Below are 18,449 nucleotides of genomic sequence, written 5' to 3' on the forward strand. Positions count from 1 at the left end.
GCTCCGGACTACAGCCCGTACCGCTCGATCACCTCCCGGTGCGCGGCGGTGTCCGCACCCGCCGCCTCGGCCAGCTCCAGCCAGGCCAGCGGGTGCGGCCAGGAGTCGGTGAACCGGTGCAGCAGTGCGTCGGCGTCGGCGGCGTGCGCGGTGGGCGGCACCGCGAGGGCCGCGTAGATCCCGGGCAGCACGGCGTCCTCGTCGGCCGGGTCGGTGATGGTGTACTGGTCGCCGCTGTACGCCCAGACCGCGTAGCCCTCGCCCCGCAGCTTCTCGCGCAGCTCGGCCCACGCCTCGTCGCCCGGCCAGCCGCCGTCCACCCAGTAGGTGGTGTAGCCGGCCGGGTCGAGCAGAGTGAGCAGGGCGAACACCGGGGGCCGGCCACGCCGCTCCTCCTCCGGGGCGGACTCGGCGGGCGGCTCCTCCAGCGGGGCGGGGGCGAAGACCACCACGTCGCCGTGGTTGAGCGGCACCTCGTCACCGAGCACCGGGAGGATCCGGGCGGTGGCCGGGCCGGTCCGGACGGCGGGCAGGTCGGCGGTGGAGCCGTCCCGCCGACCGGCCCGGACGGTGACGATCTGCCACTCCTCGTCCACCGGGCCCTCGGGCTCGTCGAACTCGATGCCGAGCCGGGCGCCGGCGGAACGGACCACCGTCCAGTCCCGGTTGGCGGTGGCGGCGGTGATCAGGTGCCAGAGGTCGGCCGGCCGGACCGTCCGGTGCAGCTCCTCCTCGGACGCGGTGTCCGCGGGCAGCGCATGGACCAGGAGGTCCTGGTAGAAGCGCTGCGCGGCGACGTGGTCGCCCAGCTCGGTGGCGGCGCCGGCGGCCAGCCGACGGGTGTTGATCCGGTCCGGCTGCGCCGCCAGGATCGCCTCGCACTGCTCCACCACCTCGGCCCAGCGCCCCTCGGCGGCGGCCCAGCGGGCCCGGACCCAGTGGCCGTCGGCCGGGCTGGTCGCCGCCAGCCGGTCGGCGAGCCGGCGCACTCCCTCGGCGTCGCCGGCCTCGATCAGGAAGGCGCCGAGCGTGCTGGGCAGTTCCTCGCCCGCCGGGTCGGCGTCCAGCTGCCGCCAGAGCAGGTCGGCGGCGGCCCTCGGATGGCCGAGGCCGCCCAGCACCCCGGCCTGCAGGAGGACCAGCGCGGTGGCGCCGGACGGCTCGCCCCGGTACCGGTCCAGGGCGACGGAGAGCAGGTCGGCGCCGGTCTCGAACGGCACCCCGCCCTCGGCGAGGTGGCCGGGCAGGTCCTCCGCCGGGACCGGCAGCCCGGGACGGGGCAGTGCCTCGGCGGCCGCCCGGAGCTCCGCGACCTGCTCGGCGACGCCGTCCCGGCGGCGCAGCGAGCCGAGCTTGCGCTCGCCGGTGGCGGCGAGCGTGAGTGCGACCGTCCGGGCGCCGCGGGCCAGCGCCAGCCGTCCGGCGGCGAGCAGCAGGTCGATGCACGGCCGGTGCGAGCCGGTGCCGTCGAGGTAGCCGACCCAGCCGGCCAGCGTGATGCCCAGCTCGGCGTCGTTCTCCCGGGCGCCGGCGGCGACCAGCAGCTCGACGGTGGTGGTCCAGGCCGGCCGGAGGTCGGCGTGACGCTCCGCCTCGGCCGCGCCGGGCAGGAGGCCGGTGGCCTCGTCGGTGCGACCGAGCGAGGCCAGGGCGCGGGCCCGCAGCAGGGCGCCCCAGCGCCGGTCGCTCTCGTCGACCTCCCGGCCGCGGGCGCGCTCGGCCTGTTCGGCGGTGTCGAGGAGGGCGAGCACCTCCTCGTGCCGGCCGAGCAGGTGCAGGGTCCCGGCGCGGGCGTGGTGGAAGTGGAGCGAGAGCTGCTGGCCGGACGCACGCATCCGGCCGGCGGCGGCGTCCAGGTAGGTCAGCGCCTCGGCGGGGCGACCGTCGTCCTCCAGGGCGTCCGAGTACTCCCGGGAGAGGCAGTCGAAGCAGGCCCGGGCCGGCTCGATCCGCTCCAGGGTCTCGCTGAGCACGGCGAGCCGCTCGGGTACGTAGCCGGGGCCGTCGACCCGGGCGTGGCAGATCGCGAAGTCCTGCACCACGCAGACGGACTGCGGGCAGCCGGCCGTCTGCTCGCGGTGCGCGAACTCCAGCAGGTCGACCGCCTCGGGCAGCGCCTGTTCGCCCTGGTGCCGCTTGTTCAGCAGGTTCTGCATCCGCCAGTGCCGCAGGTAGACCTCGACCCAGGGCAGGTCGAGGGCCCGGGCGGCGGCGACCGCCTCGGGGTAGACGGCGTCGAGCTGCTCGTTCCGCCCCTCGTTGGCGTGGCCGGGGAGCTCGTAGATGGCGTCGGCCAGCCGGTGGTGGCCGGCCTCGGCCAGGCGGCGGTGGGTGTCGTGGACCCAGGCCCAGATGTCGGTGCTCATACCGCTTCCGTCTCCCCCTGCGGGTGGTGCGTCGTACTGGTGGGCAGTGTGGCGGTCGCCACTGACAAGTCGTTCACTGACGGTGCTTCCGCCGACGGCCGAGCGCGGGCACGGCGGGCACGGCGGGCACGGCCGGGGCGGGTACGGCAGGCGGCGGGGTGCCGGCGGGATCCACCCGTCAGCCCTCCCCGGCGAGTCCGTCGAGGGTGTCCGGGACGGCGGGCAGGCCGGGCGGGACGGCCGCGGTCAGCGCGGAGACCGCGGTGCCGATCCCGCCGAGCGCGGCGGTGAGGTCGCCGGACGCGCCGCCCGGCGCGGCGCCGGACGAGGCGGCGGCCATGATCACCTTGAGCGAGCGGAGCAGCCCGGCGGCGGTGGCGCTGCCGGTGTGACCGGCCCGGTAGGCGGTGAGCAGGTCCTGGACGGCCGGGCAGGCCAGGTTGAGGTAGAGCCGGGCCTTGACCTCGCCGTCGGTGTGGGCGGTGAACGACCTGGCCAGCCGGAGCGCGGCGGACGGGATCCGGGCGTCGGCCTGGTCGTCCTCGATCCGGGCCTTCAGTTCGGCCTCCCGGTCCGGCACCAGGACGAGCGGCAGCCCGGCCGGGTCGAACCGGGCCGGGACGAGCTGCTCGCCCGGATCGGTGAGGGCGGCGGCCAGCCAGCCGCTCTCGTCCGCGGGGAGCGGGCGCTCCGGGTCGCGGAACAGCTCGCGGTTGCCGCTCTCGCTGCCGAGTTCGACCAGCCGGCAGTCCCGCAGCCCGGCGTAGCGGCGCAGGAAGGGCAGCACCGCGTAGCGGTCGCCGCGGGCGATCGGCACCTGCATGGCGCGGTAGAGCATCTCCTCGAAGCCACCGCCGGAGCCGAGCGCGACGTGCACCGCGCCCCCGCCGGCCGCCCGGAGCGCCCCGGCCGTGAGGTCGCCCTGGGAGGTGGGCACCGGGACGTCGTCGGCGAGCAGGGTGAACAGCCGCTCGTCGCAGAGCGCGGCGCCGAGCAGGTCCTGGCCGTGCCGGGCGAGGATCCGGCGCCAGACGGCCGGCCGCAGCCGGGCGGTCTCGTAGAGCCCGTCCACCACCGCGTCGGTGAGCGCCCGCTGGAGGGCGCGGTAGTGGTCGTCGCGCTGGAGGTCCTCGCGGCTGGCGGTCGGGGTCAGCCGGCTGGACTCGACCACCCCGCCGATGAACCCCGCCCAGCCGGGCAGCAGGTCGCGGGCGTCCTCGGTGAGCAGCATGCCGCGCAGGTAGACGGCGAGATCGCGGTTGTCGCTGCTGCCGTAGGTGCCGCCGTCCTGGACCCAGAGCAGGCCGACGGCGTCGGTGCCGCCCTCGGCGGGATCGCCGTCGACGGGGCGGACCGGGAAGGCCGTGAGCGGTTCGAAGCGGCGGCCGAAGGCGGTGGCGAACCGCATCCGGGCGGCGTACCCGTCACCGCCGGCCGTCCTGCCGTCGGACCGGCCGGTCGCGCTCCCGCCGTCCGCGGCAGGGCCGCTGCCGTCCCCGCCGGCCGCGCCGTCCTGCCGCCAGGGCACCGGGACGTCGTTGACCGGCCGCTCGTCGTCGCCGATGTAGACCGGGACGGGCAGCAGTACGCAGTACCGGCCGAGCACCTCGCGGAGCGTGGACTCGTCGGCGAGGTGGGCGTGTTCGGCCTTCAGCGCGAGCTCGACCAGGGTGCCGGGAACCGGCCTGGCGGGCACCGGTTCGACGCTGTACTGCTCGCCGCCCCGGCTGCGGTAGCGGTGACCGCGTCGCGGTTCGCGGTGCGAGGTGGTGGTGACGGTGACCTCGTCGGCCACCGAGAAGGCGGAGAGGAAACCGAGGCCGAAGGCGCCGATCAGCTCCTGGTTGCCGGTGAGTTCGCGCAGCATCCGGGTGTAGCCGGTGCCGACGGTGGCCAGGTAGGCGTGGATCTCCGGTTCGGTCAGCCCGGCCCCGGTGTCCTCGATGCCGACGGTCCGGCGGCCGGCGTCCGCGCGCACCCGGATCAGCGGGCGGTGGCCGCCGGCCGGGTCCTCCAGTCGGCGCCGGGTGTGCGAGTCGTGGGCGTTCTGGACGAGTTCCCGCAGGGCGACCAACGGGGTGGAGTAGAGGTGGGTGGCGAGGACGTTCACCAGTCCGCCGAGATCGACCTCGGTCGTACGCAGATCCTCGGCGGGGGCATGGTCGGGCGGGAGACCTTCAGACATGGGTCCCCAGTGTGCCAGTGCGACTATCCGGCGACCATTTCTTTCTAGGGAAAGGGGTCCGGTCAACCCTGAGTTGACATCCGGACGTCAACGGATCGGTTCGACACCCTTCCAACTACCGTCACCCGAAAGGGAGTTTAAGGGTCGGTCGGCAACCGTCGACGCCCTGACGAAGAGCGCGGAAATGCCCGTCAGATGACACCATCGGGCGAATTGCCACCCATTCGGTGGAGTTCGTCCGCGGTGCTGGTGAATGCTGGTCGTGCGACGTCAGGCAACGGCGCTTCGGAGCGGCCACTCCGGAACGCGCCACCATTCGCACTCCACCCTCAGGAGACCACCGTGTCCCGTATCCGCGCAGCCGCCGCCGTCACCGCCCTCGGGGCCTTCCTCCTCGCCGGCATCGGCACCGCCCACGCCGACAACGGCGCCGGCGCGGACCACCACTCCAACAGCAACGTGGTGAACAACACCGGCTCCAACAACATCATCGGCAACGTCCACGGCAACGTGGTCACGACCCAGCAGACGGCCACCGGGTCCGGCGCCAGCAACCAGAACAACGGCCTCGCCGTGGCCGGCAACTCCGGGAACGTCGGCGCCCTGCAGGGCAACGGCAACCTCGCCGCCCTGATCGCCCCGCGCTTCGGCGGCTGATCGGCACTCCTCCCCCGGGCGCACCGGCCCGTGCCGAGGCCGGGTGCCCGCCCCCAGCACGGGGCGGGCACCCGGCCTCGGCCGTCGGGTCCCGAGCCCCGGCGCCCCGCCCGGCCCGACTCAGGGGCCGAGCCCCAGGACGGCCCGGCCCAGCCGCACCAGGCAGTCGTCGAGATCCGGACGCGCACCGGACGGACGGTTCCGCACACCGTCGTTGACCAGCGAAAACAGCGCGTGCACCCGAATCCGCGCGGTCACCGAATCCTCCTCCGGTCGGACCCGGCCGAGCAGGTCGACCCAGGTCCGCAGGAAGTCCCGCCGGAAGTCGACCGCCGCCCGCCGGTCCGTCGGCGCCAGCCGCTCGGTCTCGCTCAGCATCACGCCCAGGTAGTCCCCGTTGCCCAGCGCGAAACCCACGTAGGCGGCCAGGCCCGCCACCAGCTCCGCCTCCGGCCCGCCCGGTGCGGCCGCGATCGCGCCCCCCACCTCGTGCCACAACCGCTCCCGGCCGCGCACCAGCGCCACCGCCAGCAGTTGCGCCTTGCTGTCGAAGTGCCGGTACACGCTGGGGCCCGAGATGCCCACGGCGGCGCCGAGCAGGTCGGTGCTGACGTTGTCGAACCCGCGCCGGTGGAACAGCCGGACGGCCGCGGCCAGCAGCTCCTCCCGACGCGGCTGCGGCCCCGCCCCGCCCGCGCCGCCGGGCGGACGGGGAGCAGCCGGCCGCGGCCCGGCCGCGGCGGCGGCGTCCAGCCGGACCGCCAGCACCGCCCCGAGCAGGTCGCGGAGCAGCCGCTCGGCCCGACGCGGCTGCGGGACGGCCGACAGGTAGGACAGCCCGGCCCCGGCCGACAGTGCCGACCAGCAGATCACCTCGGCATCGCCGGCGGCGACTTCGGGACGCCCGGCGCGGAGCACGACGACCATCCGCACGACGGCCGCACGGAGTTCACGGCGGAGCGCCACCCGCCGGTGCGGCGGCAGCAGTCGGGCGTCCCGCTGCACCAGCGTGCCCAGCGACCGGTGCCCGACCGCGACGGCGGCCAGCGCGGTGCCCAGGGAGGCCGTCGAGTCCGCGGCGCGGACCCCCTCGGCCAGTGCGTCGAGGCCCACCCGGACGGCGCGGTCGAGCAGTTCGGACTTGCCCCGGAAGTGCCGGTAGAGCGCGGGAGCGGTGATGCCCACCCCGGCGGCGACCTCCGCCATCGAGACCCGGTGGTAGCCGTCACGGTGAAACCGTTCCGCGGCCACGGCCAGGATCTGCGCCTGCCGGGCGCGGGCGGGCGGTCGTCGCACCACCACGGCCTCCCGCCCTCCACGCCTCCCCGCACTGCCCGGCGCCACTCCGGCCCGGCCGGTAGGTCTGTCTGTCTGTCTGTCTGACGGACGGACGGACGGACGGACGGCCAGGCGTTCGGACGGTCGTTCGACCTCGACCGGGGAGGCTAACAGGGATTCACTTCCGGCCGCCCCCGGCCCCGCGCCTCCGGCCCCGGAAGCGGGCCGGACGCTCCCGTTCCGGCCCCACGCCGACCCTGGACAGTCGAAGCTACCGGGGATTAACTTGTGGGGCGATCACCGGGCCACCCGACCCATCGGCGCCCGGCTCCGCAGCATCCGGCCCACCGAAGGGAGCGCCGTCGTGCGCCGCACCGTGTTCACCGAGGACCACGAGGCCTTCCGGGAGACCATCCGGGACTTCATCGCCAACGAGGTCGTCCCCGTCTACGAGAGCTGGGAGGCCGCGGGCCACCCGCCGCGCGACTTCTACCGCAAGCTCGGCGAACTCGGCGTCTACGGCATCGAGGTGCCCGAGGAGTACGGCGGCGCCGGCGAGAGCGGGTTCAAGTTCCAGGCGGTGGTCGCCGAGGAGACCGCCCGGGCGGGCGTGAGCTTCGGCTCCTCCGGCGTGCACACCGGCCTCGTCCTCCCCTACCTGCTGGAGTACGCGACCGAGGAGCAGAAGGGCCGATGGCTGCCCGGCTTCGTCTCCGGCGACATCATGACCGCCATCGCCATGACCGAACCGGGAGCCGGCTCCGACCTCGCCGGGATCGCCACCACCGCCCGGCTCTCCGAGGACGGCACCCACTACGTCCTCAACGGCGCCAAGACCTTCATCACCGGCGGCGTCCTCGCCGACCTCGTCCTGGTGGTGTGCCGCACCGCGCCGTACGACCCGGAGAACCGCCGGGCCGGCCTCTCCATCCTCTGCGTGGACACCGACGCCCCCGGCTACAGCGTCGGCCGCAAGCTGGAGAAGATCGGCCTGCGCACCTCGGACACCGCCGAGTTGGCGTTCAGCGACGTCAAGGTGCCGGTGGAGAACCTGCTCGGCGAGGAGGGCCGGGCGTTCGCGTACCTGACCCACAACCTGGTCCAGGAGCGGCTGGCGATCGCGGTCGGCGCGTACGCGGCCGCCGCGGCGGCGGTGCGGTTCGCGGTGCAGTACGTCAAGGACCGCAAGGTGTTCGGCAAGGCGGTCGCCGAGTTCCAGAACACCAAGTTCACGCTGGCCGATTGCGAGGCCCAGGTGGTGGCGCAGCAGTCGATGGTCGACCGCGCGCTGGAGCTGTACCAGGACGGCGAGCTGACCGTCGCGGACGCGGCGGCGGCCAAGCTGTTCTGCACCGAGTCGGCGTCCGTCGTGATCGACAAGTGCCTTCAGTTGCACGGCGGTTACGGGTACATCCTGGAATACCCGATCGCCCGGCTCTACACGGACAACCGGGTCTTCCGGATCTACGGCGGGACCAGCGAGGTCATGCGCAGCATCGTCGCCAAGTCACTCGGGCTGTAGCCGGGCCGGGCCCGACGGAACCGGGCGCAGGCCGGACACCCTGTCCGCCCGGCCTGCCCGGGCTGCGATCCACCCGGCCTGCCCGGCTCAGTTGGGCGAATGGTGCTCGGTGCGCCACGCCTCCCAGCCGGCCGCCGAGGCCACCTTGGCCTCGCGCAGCGCCCGTTGGGCCAGCGCGGTCGGCGGGGTCTCCAGACCCCGCACCCAGGTACGGCCGGCCGTGGCCAGCGCCGCACACACCATCACCGCTCCGGCCGCCCCGAGCAGCGCGCCGATGCCCGTGAGCACCGCGCCGCCGGCCAGCAGCGAGCGGTTGACCTGGAATCCGCTGAGAAAACGCTCGTTGGTCACCATGCCTCCACCATGGGTGCAGCCGACGGCCTCCGCACCCCGAGTGGTCCCGTACGGTGACGGCCCGGCGGCTCTCCGGGTGCGGGCGCCCGGCGCGTCCGCGACGCTGGGCCGGAGGGGACGGGCACTGCCCGGTCCCCCGGCACGCCCGCCGGACCCCGGCACGCCCGCCGCAGGAGGACGCGTGATGATCGATCTCGAACAGCTCGTCGCGGAGCACGCGGCGCTCGCCGCCGAGAGCCCGCACGGGCGCAGTGCCCACCTCGTGCTGCACGACGGCGTCCTGCGGCAGACCGTGATCGCGCTGACCGCCGGCACCGCACTGGACGAGCACAACGCGCCGACCGCCGCCAGCCTCCAGGTCCTCCGCGGCCGCGTCTCGCTGACCATCAGCGGACGGCGGGTGGAACTCTCGGCGGGCCAGCTGCACCCCGTGCCGCAGGAGCGGCACGGTCTGCTGGCCCACATCGACTCGGTGGTACTGCTGACGGCCGTCACCGTCTGACCACCGGCAGGACGGTCAGTCGGCAGGTCCGCCCGGGGCCGCGGCGGGGCCGGGCCGGCCCGGGCCTGCCCCGCCCTTGAGGACCGAACCGCCGACCAGCTCCAGTCCGCGCAGGAAGTCCCGGCCGCCGGGGGCGAGTTCCGGGGCGGCCAGCCACTGCCCGGCCATGCCCACCAGCAGGGCCTGGTAGAACACGCCGCGGGCCATCTCCTCCTCGGTGTCCGGCACCTCGGTCAGCCCCTGGAACAGCGCGGACAGTCCGAGCCGCCCGCGCCGCTGCGCATCGGCGAGCGCGTCCCGCAGCTCCGGCACCCGCTCCACCTGCACCATCGCCTCGAACTGCGCGGCCCAGAGGCCGCGGTGCTCGGCGACGGTCTCCCTCACCCCGTCCCAGACGGCGACGAACCGCTCCTCCGGGTCGTCCGACGCGCTGTTGGCCCGTTCCACCACGGCGGCCAGCCGGGCACCCCACTCGCCCGTCGCCTCGATCAGCGCCGCGTTGAGCAGCGCCTCCTTGGAGCCGAAGTGGTAGCCGATGGCCGCCAGGCTGACGCCGCCCGCGGCGGCGATGTCCCGGGCGGTGGTGCGCCCGTAGCCCTTCTCGTACAGGCAGCGCTTGGCGCCGGCCATCAGGTCCTCGCGATTTCCCATGCCCCGATGCTACGTCCCTCCTGGACGGATGTCTTGCACGAATGTCTGGCTCGATCGTCTGACTCGAATGTCTTGCACAATCGATTGAGACGAACGTACTAGACAAGCGTCTGACACGTCCGTACTGTCCTCCCCATGACCGCAACCACCGGCCGCGCAGGCCGCCGCGAATGGATCGGGCTCACCGTCCTCCTGCTCCCGACCCTCGTCCTGACCATGGACATGGGCGTGCTCTTCTTCGCCGTCCCCTACATCTCCACCACGCTGGCGCCGAGCGGCACCGAACAGCTGTGGATCATGGACATGTACTCGTTCCTGCTCGCCGGGCTGCTCCTCACGATGGGCGCGCTGGGAGACCGGATCGGCCGCCGCCGGCTGCTGATGATCGGCGCCGCCGGTTTCATCGGCGCCTCACTGCTCGCCGCCCACGCGGACGGCGCCGGCCAGTTGATCGCCGCCCGCGCCCTGCTCGGCGTGGCCGGGGCCACCGTGATGCCGTCGACCCTCGCGCTGATCCGGAACATGTTCCACGACCCCAAGCAGCGCCAGATCGCCCTCGGCGCCTGGGGCGGCATCCTCACCACCGGCGCCACCCTCGGCCCGGTCGCCGGCGGCCTGCTGCTGGACCACTTCTGGTGGGGCTCCGCCTTCCTGCTCGCCGTCCCGGTCATGGCCCTGGTCCTGCTGGCCGCGCCCGCCCTGCTGCCCGAGTACCGCTCCCCCCGGCGCGGCCGCTTCGACCTGTCCGGTGCGGCGCTCTCGCTCGCGGCCGTGCTGCCGCTGGTCTACGGGGTCAAGACGATCGCGGTGGACGGCTGGAGCCCGCTCCCCGTCCTCGCCGTCCCCGCCGGTCTGCTCCTCGCCGGCGCCTTCTACCGGCGCCAGCGCACCGCCGCCAACCCGCTGCTCGACCTGAGCCTCTTCCGGATCCGCGCCTTCAGCGGGGCGATCGGCGTCAACACCGTCGCGATGTTCGCGATGATGGGCTTCACGCTCTTCACCTCCCAGTACCTGCAGCTGGTCAAGGGCATGAGCCCGCTGACCGCCTCGCTCTGGTCGCTCGTCCCCAGCGTGGGCGTCGGCGCGGCCGTCGGCGTGAGCTCGGCGCTGGCAGGCAAGGTCCGCCCGGCGGTCCTGATGGCCGGCGGCTTCCTGATCGGCGCGGCCGGCTTCGGGATGATGACGCAGGTCGGCGCGGACTCCCCGCTCGCCCTCGTCCTCACCGCGGCGGGCGTACTGGCCGCCGGGACCGTCGGCACCATGACCCTCACCGCCGAGATGGTGGTCACGGCCGCCCCCGTCGACCAGGCCGGTGCCGCCTCCGCCACCTCCGAGACCGCCGTCGAACTCGGCAGCTCCCTCGGCATCGCGCTGCTCGGCGCGGCCGGGGCCGCGGTCTACCGCTCCCGCCTGGAGGGCACCCTCCCCGACGGTCTGGACGGCGCCGCCGCCGACGCCGCTCGGGACACCCTCGGCGGTGCGGTCACCGTGGCCGCCCGCCTCCCCGGCCGGCTCGGCACCGACCTCCTCGACACCGCCCGCGTCGCCTTCACCGACGGCCTGCACGTCGCCGCCGTGGTCGGCCTGCTCTTCGCGGTCGCCGCCTCCTTCCTCGCCTACCGCCTGATGCGTCACCTTCCGGCCCGTCCCGCCGTCTGACACCGCCGGCACCGACCGGCACCGATCCACCCGCACGCGCGTCATCAGGAGCCCCCGCCCGGTCACCCGGGACGGGGGCTCTCGCCGTCTCCGCGCCCGCCCCGGAGCCGGAGCCGGAGGCCGTCCGGGTGCACCCGGCCGAACGGATGTGCCAGGCTGCCGCCATGTCGGACGAGGTGAACCACGGTCGGGTACGGGCGAGTTACGACGCCGTCGCGGAGGAGTACCGGGAGCGGATCGGGGGCGAGCTCGCGTACAAGGTGATGGACCGGGCGCTGCTGGGAGCGGTGGTCGAGGAGGCCGCGGGCGGCGCGGTCGCGGATCTGGGCTGCGGCCCCGGACACGTCACCGGGTGGCTGGCGGAACACGGCGTGACGGCGGTGGGGGTGGACCTCTCGCCGGCCATGGTGGCGGTCGCACGGCGGGACCACCCCGGGGCGGATTTCCGGGTCGGGGACCTGCTGCGACTTCCGGCGGCCGACGGCGAGTTCGCCGCCGGGGTGGCGCTCTACTCCGTGATCCACCTGGAGGCGGCCGAGCTGCGGCCCGCCTTCCGGGAGATGCGGCGGGTGCTGCGGCCGTCCGGCGTGCTGCTGGTCGCGTTCCACCTCGGCAGCGAGGTGCGACGGCTGGACGAGTGGTGGGGGCACCCGGTCGACGTCGACTTCCACTTCCTGGATCCGGAGACCGTCGCCGGGCTGCTGGCCGAGGCCGGGTTCACGGTGACGGCCCGGCTGGAACGCGGCCCCTACCCGCTGGAGGCGGAGACCCGCCGGGGCTACCTGCTAGCCCGCCGCGACTGACCGGGGCCGATCACGGTTGACCGGACCGGCCGCCCGGGCCGGCCGTCGCCGGCTTCGGCCGCCGCCGGTGTCGACCGCCGCCCGAGCTGCGGCGGGGCAGCGCCCGTCCTAGGGTCGGCGGGGAGCGCCCGCCACGGCCGCGCACGGTCCGGGCCACGGTCCGGAACCGGCCAACGTGCGGCGCGGAACGGAGGCCCGATGCCGCAGCCGGAGGAGCCGCCGGTCCGTCCACCGCACCGTCCGGCGGACGGAAGGTCCGCCGACGACCTGGACGACGGGGCGGCCGACGGGCCGGGGGACGATCTGGACGACGGGCCGACCCCCACCGGAGTGGCGGGCGGCCAGGCGCCCGACTACCGGTTCACCCTGGCCAACGAGCGGACCTTCCTCGCCTGGATCCGCACCGCGCTCGGCCTGCTGGCCGGCGGCATCGCCGTGGACCAGCTCACCCCCGACGTCGCACCCGCACCGCTGCGGATCACGCTGGCCGTGATCTGCGCGCTCGGCGGGGCGGCACTCGGCGCCGCCGCGTACCGGCGGTGGGTGAAGGTCGAGGCGGCGATACGGACCGGCTCCCCGCTGCCGAGGACTCCGACGCTGCTCATCCTCTCGGTCGGGGTGACCCTGGTGGCGGCGGTGTTCTGCGCGTTGATCATCGGCTACGCGGACTGACCGGACCGGCGTGTCCGGGCACGCCGGCCCGCCCCGACCACTGTCCCTGGGCCGTTCCCGCAACATCTGGTTTTTGACCAGCGTTTCCCGGCCGGTGTATACGTTCGCCGGTACGGCCAGGCATACTGGCCAGGTCGGGCGCTTTTGCCCAACTGTGACGGACGCCTCTAGACAAGAAGGGACCGGTGGCCAGGGATGCTGCGGAACGGTCTTGAGCCCTGGCACGTACTCGTGGTGCTGGCTGTCGTAATCCTGCTGTTCGGATCGAAGAAGCTGCCGGAGATGGCCCGCGGCCTCGGCAAGTCGATGCGAATCCTCAAGGCGGAGACGAAGGCGATGCGCGAGGACGACACCCCCGCCGCCCCCGCCGCCGACGCCGCCCCGGGCACCGCGCAGAGCACTGCCGCACCGGCCCAGCCCGCGGCCCAGCCGGCGCAGCCCGCCGTCACGCCGACCCACGTGACCAAGGCCACCGAGCAGCCCCGGTCCACGACCACCGCCTGAGACCGGCCCCGCACCCGGGCCGTCCGAGCGTCGACGAAGCCCCCGCCATCACGGCGGGGGCTTCGTCGTGTCCGGGCCCCACCACCGGGCCCACCACCGGGCCCGGGGCCGTCTGGCCCGAGTGGCCGACCCGGCTGGCCGACCCTCTTGATCCGTTATCTCCTGAAATGCACCACCGGAGGAACGGAGTTGAGGGATGCCGACGAACGAGCCGGCCGACCGCCCCGGCGATCAGCCCGACCAGCAGCCCGCCGGCCGGCCCGCCCCACCCCCCGGCGATCGACAGCCCGACGCCCCTCCCCCGGGAGACCGGCAACCGGACGACCGGCCCCGCGGCGACCCGTCCCCGGGCGTCCGGCCGCCCGGTGACCGTCCGCCCGGTGACCGGCACTCCGACGAGCTCGCCGAGCTGCGCGCCCGCCTCAGCGCCGTCGAGGACCACGACGCCCGGCTGACGGCCCGGCTGAAGGCGCAGGCCACCCAGCGGCACCACCGCGTCCGGTCCTCCTTCGCCGTCCTCCTCGTCCTGCTGGCCTGCGTGCTGACGCCGCTGAGCGTGGCCGCCGCCTGGACCAAGTCCCAGATCACCGACACCGACCGGTACGTCGCCACGATGGCGCCGCTCGCCCGGGACCCGGCGATCCAGGCGGCCGTCACCGACCGGGTGACCACCGAGATCATGAAGCACATCCCGGTCGAGTCGCTGCTGGAGTCGGTCGCGCCCGACGACCGGCCCCGTCTGAGCGCACTGCTCGGCCCCGTCAGCCAGGCGCTCACCAGCGGACTCACCGGATTCGTGCACGACCGCGTCGAGCAGCTGGTCGGGAGCGACGCCTTCGCCACCGTCTGGACGGAGATCAACCGCAACGCGCACGCGGCCGTCGAGAAGATGCTGACCGGGCACGGCGGCGGGGCCGTCGCGATCAAGGACGACACCGTGGTGCTGGACCTCGCGCCGCTGATCGACCGGGCGAAGACCCGACTGATCGACAGCGGTCTGTCGGTCGCCTCGAAGATCCCCGAGGTGCACACCGAGTACACCCTGGTCCAGTCGGACGCCATCCCCAAGGTCCGGACCGCCTTCCGGCTGCTGGACCTGGCCGGTTTCTGGCTGCCGGTGCTGACGGTGGCCTGTGCGGTCGCCGGTGTCCTGCTGGCCGTCCGACGGCGCAGGGCCGCCGTCACCGTCGCCCTGGGCATCGCCGGCGGCGCACTGGTCCTGGGCATCGGGCTCTCCGTCTTCCGGGCCGTCTACCTCGACAAACTGCCGGCCGGTGTCGACCAGGCGGCGGCCTCGGCGGTCTACGACGCGCTGGTGCGGTACCTGCGGTCGGCCGTCCGGGTGGTGATCGCGCTCGGTCTGCTGGTCGCCCTGGGTGCCTGGCTCAGCGGCCCCGGGCGCTGGGCCAGGACGGTGCGGGGCATGTGGGCGTCCGGGCTGGCCGCCGTCCGGCACAGCGCGGAGCGGGCCGGGCTTCGGTTCGGGCCGGTCGGCCGGTTCGTGCACCGGTGGAAGACGTGGCTCGGCTGGGTGGCGGTGGCCGGTGCGGCGCTGGCGTTCCTGTTCTGGAGCTACCCGACCGCCCTGGTGACCCTCTGTCTGGCGCTCGCGCTACTGGCGGTGCTCGCGGTCCTGGAGTTCCTGGACGAACCGGGCGGCGGCGCGGGACACCCGGCCTGAAGGAGGAGGCCCGGGATCGGCCTGAGGGACGATCACCCCGGCCGCCCACCGTCCTACGCTCGACACCGTGTGGGGAACGCGAGGGATCGGACTCCGGCTGCTGCGGCCCGCGCTCGTGGTGTCCGGGCTCGGCTATCTGCTGCTGGCGGGCGGGGCGGGCGGCCCGGGTCTGCTGGACGCCGTCGACCGGGCGGTGGGCGTGGGCGCGCTGGTGCTGGCCACGGTCGGTGGGCGGTGGCCGTTCGCCGTGGCGCTCGGTCAGTGCGCGCTGATGGCGCCGCTGGTGGCGCACCCCGTCCAGATCGAGGTCAAGGTCGGCGCTGCGGCGGCGTTCTTCGAGCTGGCCGTCCGCCAGTGGGGCCCCCGGGTCGGGTGGGCGGTCGGCGTCCTCCTCGCCGTGCAGCTGGCGCACGCCTGTACGGGGCTGCCCGGCGGCGTGGTGGGCGCGTGCTACCGGGCGGCGGTGGTCGGCGGCGTGCCGGTCCTGCTGGCCGGCTACATCCGCTCGGCCCAGCAGGCCACCCGGGCGGCCCAGGCGCGGGCCCGCGAGGCCGAACGAAACCGGGACCTCGCCGAATGGGGCGCCCGGATGGGCGAACGCGCCGCCATCGCCCGCGAGTTGCACGACATGGTGGCCCACCACCTGGCCTCGACGGTGCTGCGGGTCGGGATCGCCCGGCACGTCCTGCCGTCCGCCGACCCCCGGATGACCGCCGTCCTGGACGACGTGCACGCCTCCGCCACCACCGCGCTGACCGACCTGCGGCGGCTGCTCACCGCGTTGCGCGAGCCCGACGCCGGGCAGCTGGCCCCCCTGCTCGCCGACACCGCCAACCTGCCGGCCACCGTGCACGGCGTGGTCGAACGATCCCGGCAGGCCGGCCTGCGGATCGACGCGGACATCGGCGGGCGGCTCGCGGAGCTGGACGCGCTCGGCGGCCTGACGGTGCTGCGGCTGGTGCAGGAGGGCCTGGCCAACGTCGCCAAACACGCCGGGACCGCCACCCGGGTACGGTTGCGGGCCACCACGGAGGGCGCCCGGGTGCGGCTGGAGCTGGAGAACGAACTACCGGACGACACGGCGGAGAAGGGGCGGACGGACATGAACGGCGGGCACGGGCTGCTCGGCATGCGCGAGCGGGTGGCGCTGGTCGGCGGGACGATCGAGACCGGACCGGTGCCGGGCGGATGGCGGCTGGCCGCCTCCTGGCCGTTCCCGGAGGGAGCCGGGGCTCCATCGGCGCCGTCACCCGTACCGACACCGTCACCCGTACCGACCCCGGCGGCACCGCCCCGGGTCCGCGGAGGAGCCGCATGACCGGCATCCCGAACGGCCGCCCCGCGGCCACCGGCGCCGCGACCGCCGATCCCGCGCGCCCCGGCCCCACGGCCGTCGGCGGCCCCGCGACCATCGGCGTCCTGATCGTCGACGACCAGCAGCTCGTCCGGGCCGGTGTCCGGATGCTCTGCGAGTCCGCCCCCGACCTGACCGTGACCGGTGAGGCCGCCGACGGCGCCCACGCCGTCGACCTGGCCCTGCGGCTCCGCCCGGACGTCGTGCTGATGGACCTGCACATGCCCGGCACCGACGGCATCACGGCCACCCGCGAACTCCATCGCCTGCTCCCCGCCACCCGGGTCGTCGTCCTCACCACCTTCGACGACGACGACCGCCTCTACCCGGCGCTCGCTGCGGGCGCCTGCGGGTTCCTCGCCAAGGACGTCGAACCGGCCGCCGTCCTGGACGCGGTGCGGCGGGCGGCGGTCGGGGAGAGCCCGTACAGCCCCGAGGTGCTGCGCCGGGTGGTGGCCCGGGCCGCCACGGACTGGACCGGCGAGGACGGCCGGCGGCAGCCGGTGGCCCGGTTCACCGGGCGCGAGCACGAGGTGCTGCGGCACATCGCGGGCGGGCTGTCGAACATCGAGATCGCCGAGCGGATGCACCTCGGAGTGACCACGGTGAAGACGCACGTCTCCAACCTGATGGCCAAGACCGGCAGCCCGAACCGGGTCCGGCTGGCGGTACTGGCGATCCGGCAGGGGCTGGCGGGCTGACCCGGACCACGCCCCACGCCCCTCGCGCCACGCCCCCCCGCCCCTCGGACGGAGCAGCCCGGCGGGCGGGCACCGGTCGGCGTGCCGCACGCTGGCGGGGATGTCCGCCGACCAGCCTCCACCGCAGCCACCGTCGCAACCGACCCCACGGCAGCCGCCCGTGCAGCCGCCCGGGGACCGCGTCGACCGACGGGCCTGGGGCCTGCTGCTGGGCTCGTTCACCCTGCTGATGATCGGCTACTTCACCCTGCCGCTGCGCACCCTCGGCGACGACCGGCCGGTGCTCAGCTGGTTGGTCTTCGCAGCCGCCCTCGTCCTGCTCTCCGCCCTCCTGCTCGCCAGGATCGCCGACATGCTGCGCGGCACCGGCCACCACCCGGGCGTCTGGCTGGTGTTCCTGATCTGCCTCGCGCTGACCGTCTTCGCCGGCAGCTACTACGTCCTCGCCGCCCATGCCGGCGAGTTCGACGGCCTGAACACCCGGCTCGACGCGCTCTACTTCACGATCGTCACCATGGCGACGGTCGGGTACGGGGACATCACCGCGGAGGGGCAGGGGCCGCGGCTGGTGGTGATCATGCAGATCGTCTACAACTTCGTCTTCCTGGCCGCGGCCGCCGGAGTGTTGAGCAGGCACATCCGCAGCGGCGTCGAACAGCGCGTGCGGCGGCACGGCCCGGGCTGACACCGCCGCGGCCACCCAGGCCCGGGGGCTCACCGCCGGCCCGGGGCTCAGCGGCGGCCGGGGCTCAGAGGCTCGTGTCGATGACGCAGAACCTGTTGCCGTCCGGGTCCGCCAGGACCACGAAATCCGGGTCCTCCGGGTAGAGGTCCCAGTCCACCCGCTGCGCGCCGAGCCCCACCAGCCGCTCGACCTCGGCCGCCTGGTCCGCCGCGTCGTCGGCGTACAGGTCGAGGTGGACCCGGGGGTGCTCCTGGACGGCCGACTCGCTGCGCCCGAGCGCCACCTGGACACCCGCCCCGCCGGGCGCGACCAGGACCACCCAGCGGTCCCCGACCTCCTCGCCGCCCCGCGGCGCGTACCCCAGGGCCTCGCCCCAGAACGCCGCCGCCCGCCGCACGTCCGCCGCTCCGAGCACCACCGAACCGATCTTCAGCATGCGGGTGATTTTGCCAAACGGTCGACCGATCGGGGCCCGGATCCGGCTAGCGTCGAGACATCCACCGACCCGAGGCGAGAGCCTCCACCGGAGAGAGGCATGCCATGAACCCGGTCGACCTGTTCCGCACGGCGTCCGCACTGCCGCACGCCTGGAGTTCGCGCGCGCTGGGCGACGTGGGGACCGCCCGCGTCAAGGTCCTGCGGATGGACGGGACGGGGGTGGCGGAGGAGGTGCACGATGTCGCCGAGGTGCTGCTGGTCCTCGACGGCCGGTTGGAACTGGCCGTCGAGGGCGCCGACCTGTCCGTGCGACCGGGCGAGCTGTGCGTCGTGCCGGCCGGCGCACGCCACACGGTCAGGGAGGGGAGCCTGGGGACGCTCGTCATCGTGGAGTCGACCGCGACATGACGGCGGGGTGCGCTCCGCCCCCGCCCACC

At 74.7% G+C, this 18,449-nt stretch carries 18 protein-coding genes; 12 read left to right on the top strand and 6 right to left on the bottom strand.

Annotated elements, in window-relative coordinates; all coding sequences use genetic code 11:
- Positions 1-8: 8 nt before the first annotated feature.
- Complete coding sequence (locus tag PUR61_RS44335; protein ID WP_329885629.1) at positions 9-2,366, bottom strand: hypothetical protein; 2,358 nt, start codon at positions 2,364-2,366, stop codon at positions 9-11.
- A gap of 178 nt (positions 2,367-2,544) precedes the next feature.
- A complete protein-coding gene (locus PUR61_RS44340) occupies positions 2,545-4,551 on the bottom strand; it encodes an ATP-binding protein (RefSeq protein WP_329885630.1) in 2,007 nt (668 codons plus the stop codon).
- Positions 4,552-4,893: 342 nt separating this feature from the next.
- On the opposite strand from PUR61_RS44340, the gene PUR61_RS44345 reads away from it, so the two are divergent.
- Complete coding sequence (locus tag PUR61_RS44345) at positions 4,894-5,208, top strand: hypothetical protein (RefSeq protein WP_329885631.1); 315 nt, start codon at positions 4,894-4,896, stop codon at positions 5,206-5,208.
- Positions 5,209-5,328: 120 nt separating this feature from the next.
- Here the strand turns inward: PUR61_RS44345 and PUR61_RS44350 are convergent, their stop codons facing one another.
- A complete protein-coding gene (locus PUR61_RS44350; protein WP_329885632.1) occupies positions 5,329-6,507 on the bottom strand; it encodes a TetR/AcrR family transcriptional regulator in 1,179 nt (392 codons plus the stop codon).
- Positions 6,508-6,850: 343 nt separating this feature from the next.
- Between PUR61_RS44350 and PUR61_RS44355 the strand changes: the two genes are divergently transcribed.
- The gene (locus tag PUR61_RS44355; RefSeq protein WP_329885633.1) at positions 6,851-8,008 is read left to right on the top strand and encodes an acyl-CoA dehydrogenase family protein; all 1,158 of its coding nucleotides are present in this window, start codon (positions 6,851-6,853) and stop codon (positions 8,006-8,008) included.
- 87 nt (positions 8,009-8,095) lie between these two features.
- On the opposite strand, the gene PUR61_RS44360 is transcribed toward PUR61_RS44355, so the two are convergent.
- Complete coding sequence (locus PUR61_RS44360) at positions 8,096-8,362, bottom strand: hypothetical protein (RefSeq protein WP_329885634.1); 267 nt, start codon at positions 8,360-8,362, stop codon at positions 8,096-8,098.
- 184 nt (positions 8,363-8,546) lie between these two features.
- Between PUR61_RS44360 and PUR61_RS44365 the strand changes: the two genes are divergently transcribed.
- The gene (locus PUR61_RS44365) at positions 8,547-8,864 is read left to right on the top strand and encodes a cupin (RefSeq protein WP_329885635.1); all 318 of its coding nucleotides are present in this window, start codon (positions 8,547-8,549) and stop codon (positions 8,862-8,864) included.
- Positions 8,865-8,879: 15 nt separating this feature from the next.
- On the opposite strand, the gene PUR61_RS44370 is transcribed toward PUR61_RS44365, so the two are convergent.
- Positions 8,880-9,515, bottom strand: coding sequence for a TetR/AcrR family transcriptional regulator (locus PUR61_RS44370; RefSeq protein WP_329885636.1), 636 nt, complete (start codon positions 9,513-9,515; stop codon positions 8,880-8,882).
- A gap of 135 nt (positions 9,516-9,650) precedes the next feature.
- Between PUR61_RS44370 and PUR61_RS44375 the strand changes: the two genes are divergently transcribed.
- From PUR61_RS44375 to PUR61_RS44410, 8 genes are all read left to right on the top strand, one after another.
- Positions 9,651-11,174, top strand: coding sequence for an MFS transporter (locus PUR61_RS44375; protein WP_329885637.1), 1,524 nt, complete (start codon positions 9,651-9,653; stop codon positions 11,172-11,174).
- Between the two features lie 164 nt (positions 11,175-11,338).
- The gene (locus tag PUR61_RS44380) at positions 11,339-11,977 is read left to right on the top strand and encodes a class I SAM-dependent methyltransferase (protein ID WP_329885638.1); all 639 of its coding nucleotides are present in this window, start codon (positions 11,339-11,341) and stop codon (positions 11,975-11,977) included.
- A 198-nt stretch (positions 11,978-12,175) separates the two neighbouring features.
- A complete protein-coding gene (locus tag PUR61_RS44385) occupies positions 12,176-12,649 on the top strand; it encodes a YidH family protein (protein ID WP_329885639.1) in 474 nt (157 codons plus the stop codon).
- A 234-nt stretch (positions 12,650-12,883) separates the two neighbouring features.
- Positions 12,884-13,153 (top strand): Sec-independent protein translocase subunit TatA, encoded by a 270-nt coding sequence (tatA, locus tag PUR61_RS44390; RefSeq protein WP_443035345.1) that lies wholly within the window; start codon positions 12,884-12,886, stop codon positions 13,151-13,153.
- A gap of 196 nt (positions 13,154-13,349) precedes the next feature.
- Positions 13,350-14,834, top strand: coding sequence for a hypothetical protein (locus tag PUR61_RS44395; protein ID WP_329885641.1), 1,485 nt, complete (start codon positions 13,350-13,352; stop codon positions 14,832-14,834).
- Between the two features lie 67 nt (positions 14,835-14,901).
- The gene (locus tag PUR61_RS44400; RefSeq protein WP_329885642.1) at positions 14,902-16,152 is read left to right on the top strand and encodes a sensor histidine kinase; all 1,251 of its coding nucleotides are present in this window, start codon (positions 14,902-14,904) and stop codon (positions 16,150-16,152) included.
- Positions 16,149-16,889, top strand: a complete 741-nt coding sequence (locus PUR61_RS44405; protein WP_329885643.1) for a response regulator transcription factor — start codon at positions 16,149-16,151, stop codon at positions 16,887-16,889. The genes PUR61_RS44400 and PUR61_RS44405 overlap by 4 nt, the downstream gene beginning before the upstream one ends.
- Before the next feature lie 160 nt (positions 16,890-17,049).
- On the top strand, positions 17,050-17,574 hold the full coding sequence (locus PUR61_RS44410) for a potassium channel family protein (RefSeq protein ID WP_329885644.1): 525 nt from the start codon (positions 17,050-17,052) through the stop codon (positions 17,572-17,574).
- 64 nt (positions 17,575-17,638) lie between these two features.
- Here the strand turns inward: PUR61_RS44410 and PUR61_RS44415 are convergent, their stop codons facing one another.
- Positions 17,639-18,010, bottom strand: coding sequence for a VOC family protein (locus tag PUR61_RS44415; RefSeq protein ID WP_329885645.1), 372 nt, complete (start codon positions 18,008-18,010; stop codon positions 17,639-17,641).
- A 104-nt stretch (positions 18,011-18,114) separates the two neighbouring features.
- On the opposite strand from PUR61_RS44415, the gene PUR61_RS44420 reads away from it, so the two are divergent.
- Complete coding sequence (locus tag PUR61_RS44420; RefSeq protein ID WP_329885646.1) at positions 18,115-18,420, top strand: cupin domain-containing protein; 306 nt, start codon at positions 18,115-18,117, stop codon at positions 18,418-18,420.
- The last annotated feature ends 29 nt before the right edge of the window (positions 18,421-18,449 follow it).

The organism is Streptomyces sp. BE20 (assembly GCF_036322525.1).
GTDB lineage: Bacteria > Actinomycetota > Actinomycetes > Streptomycetales > Streptomycetaceae > Kitasatospora.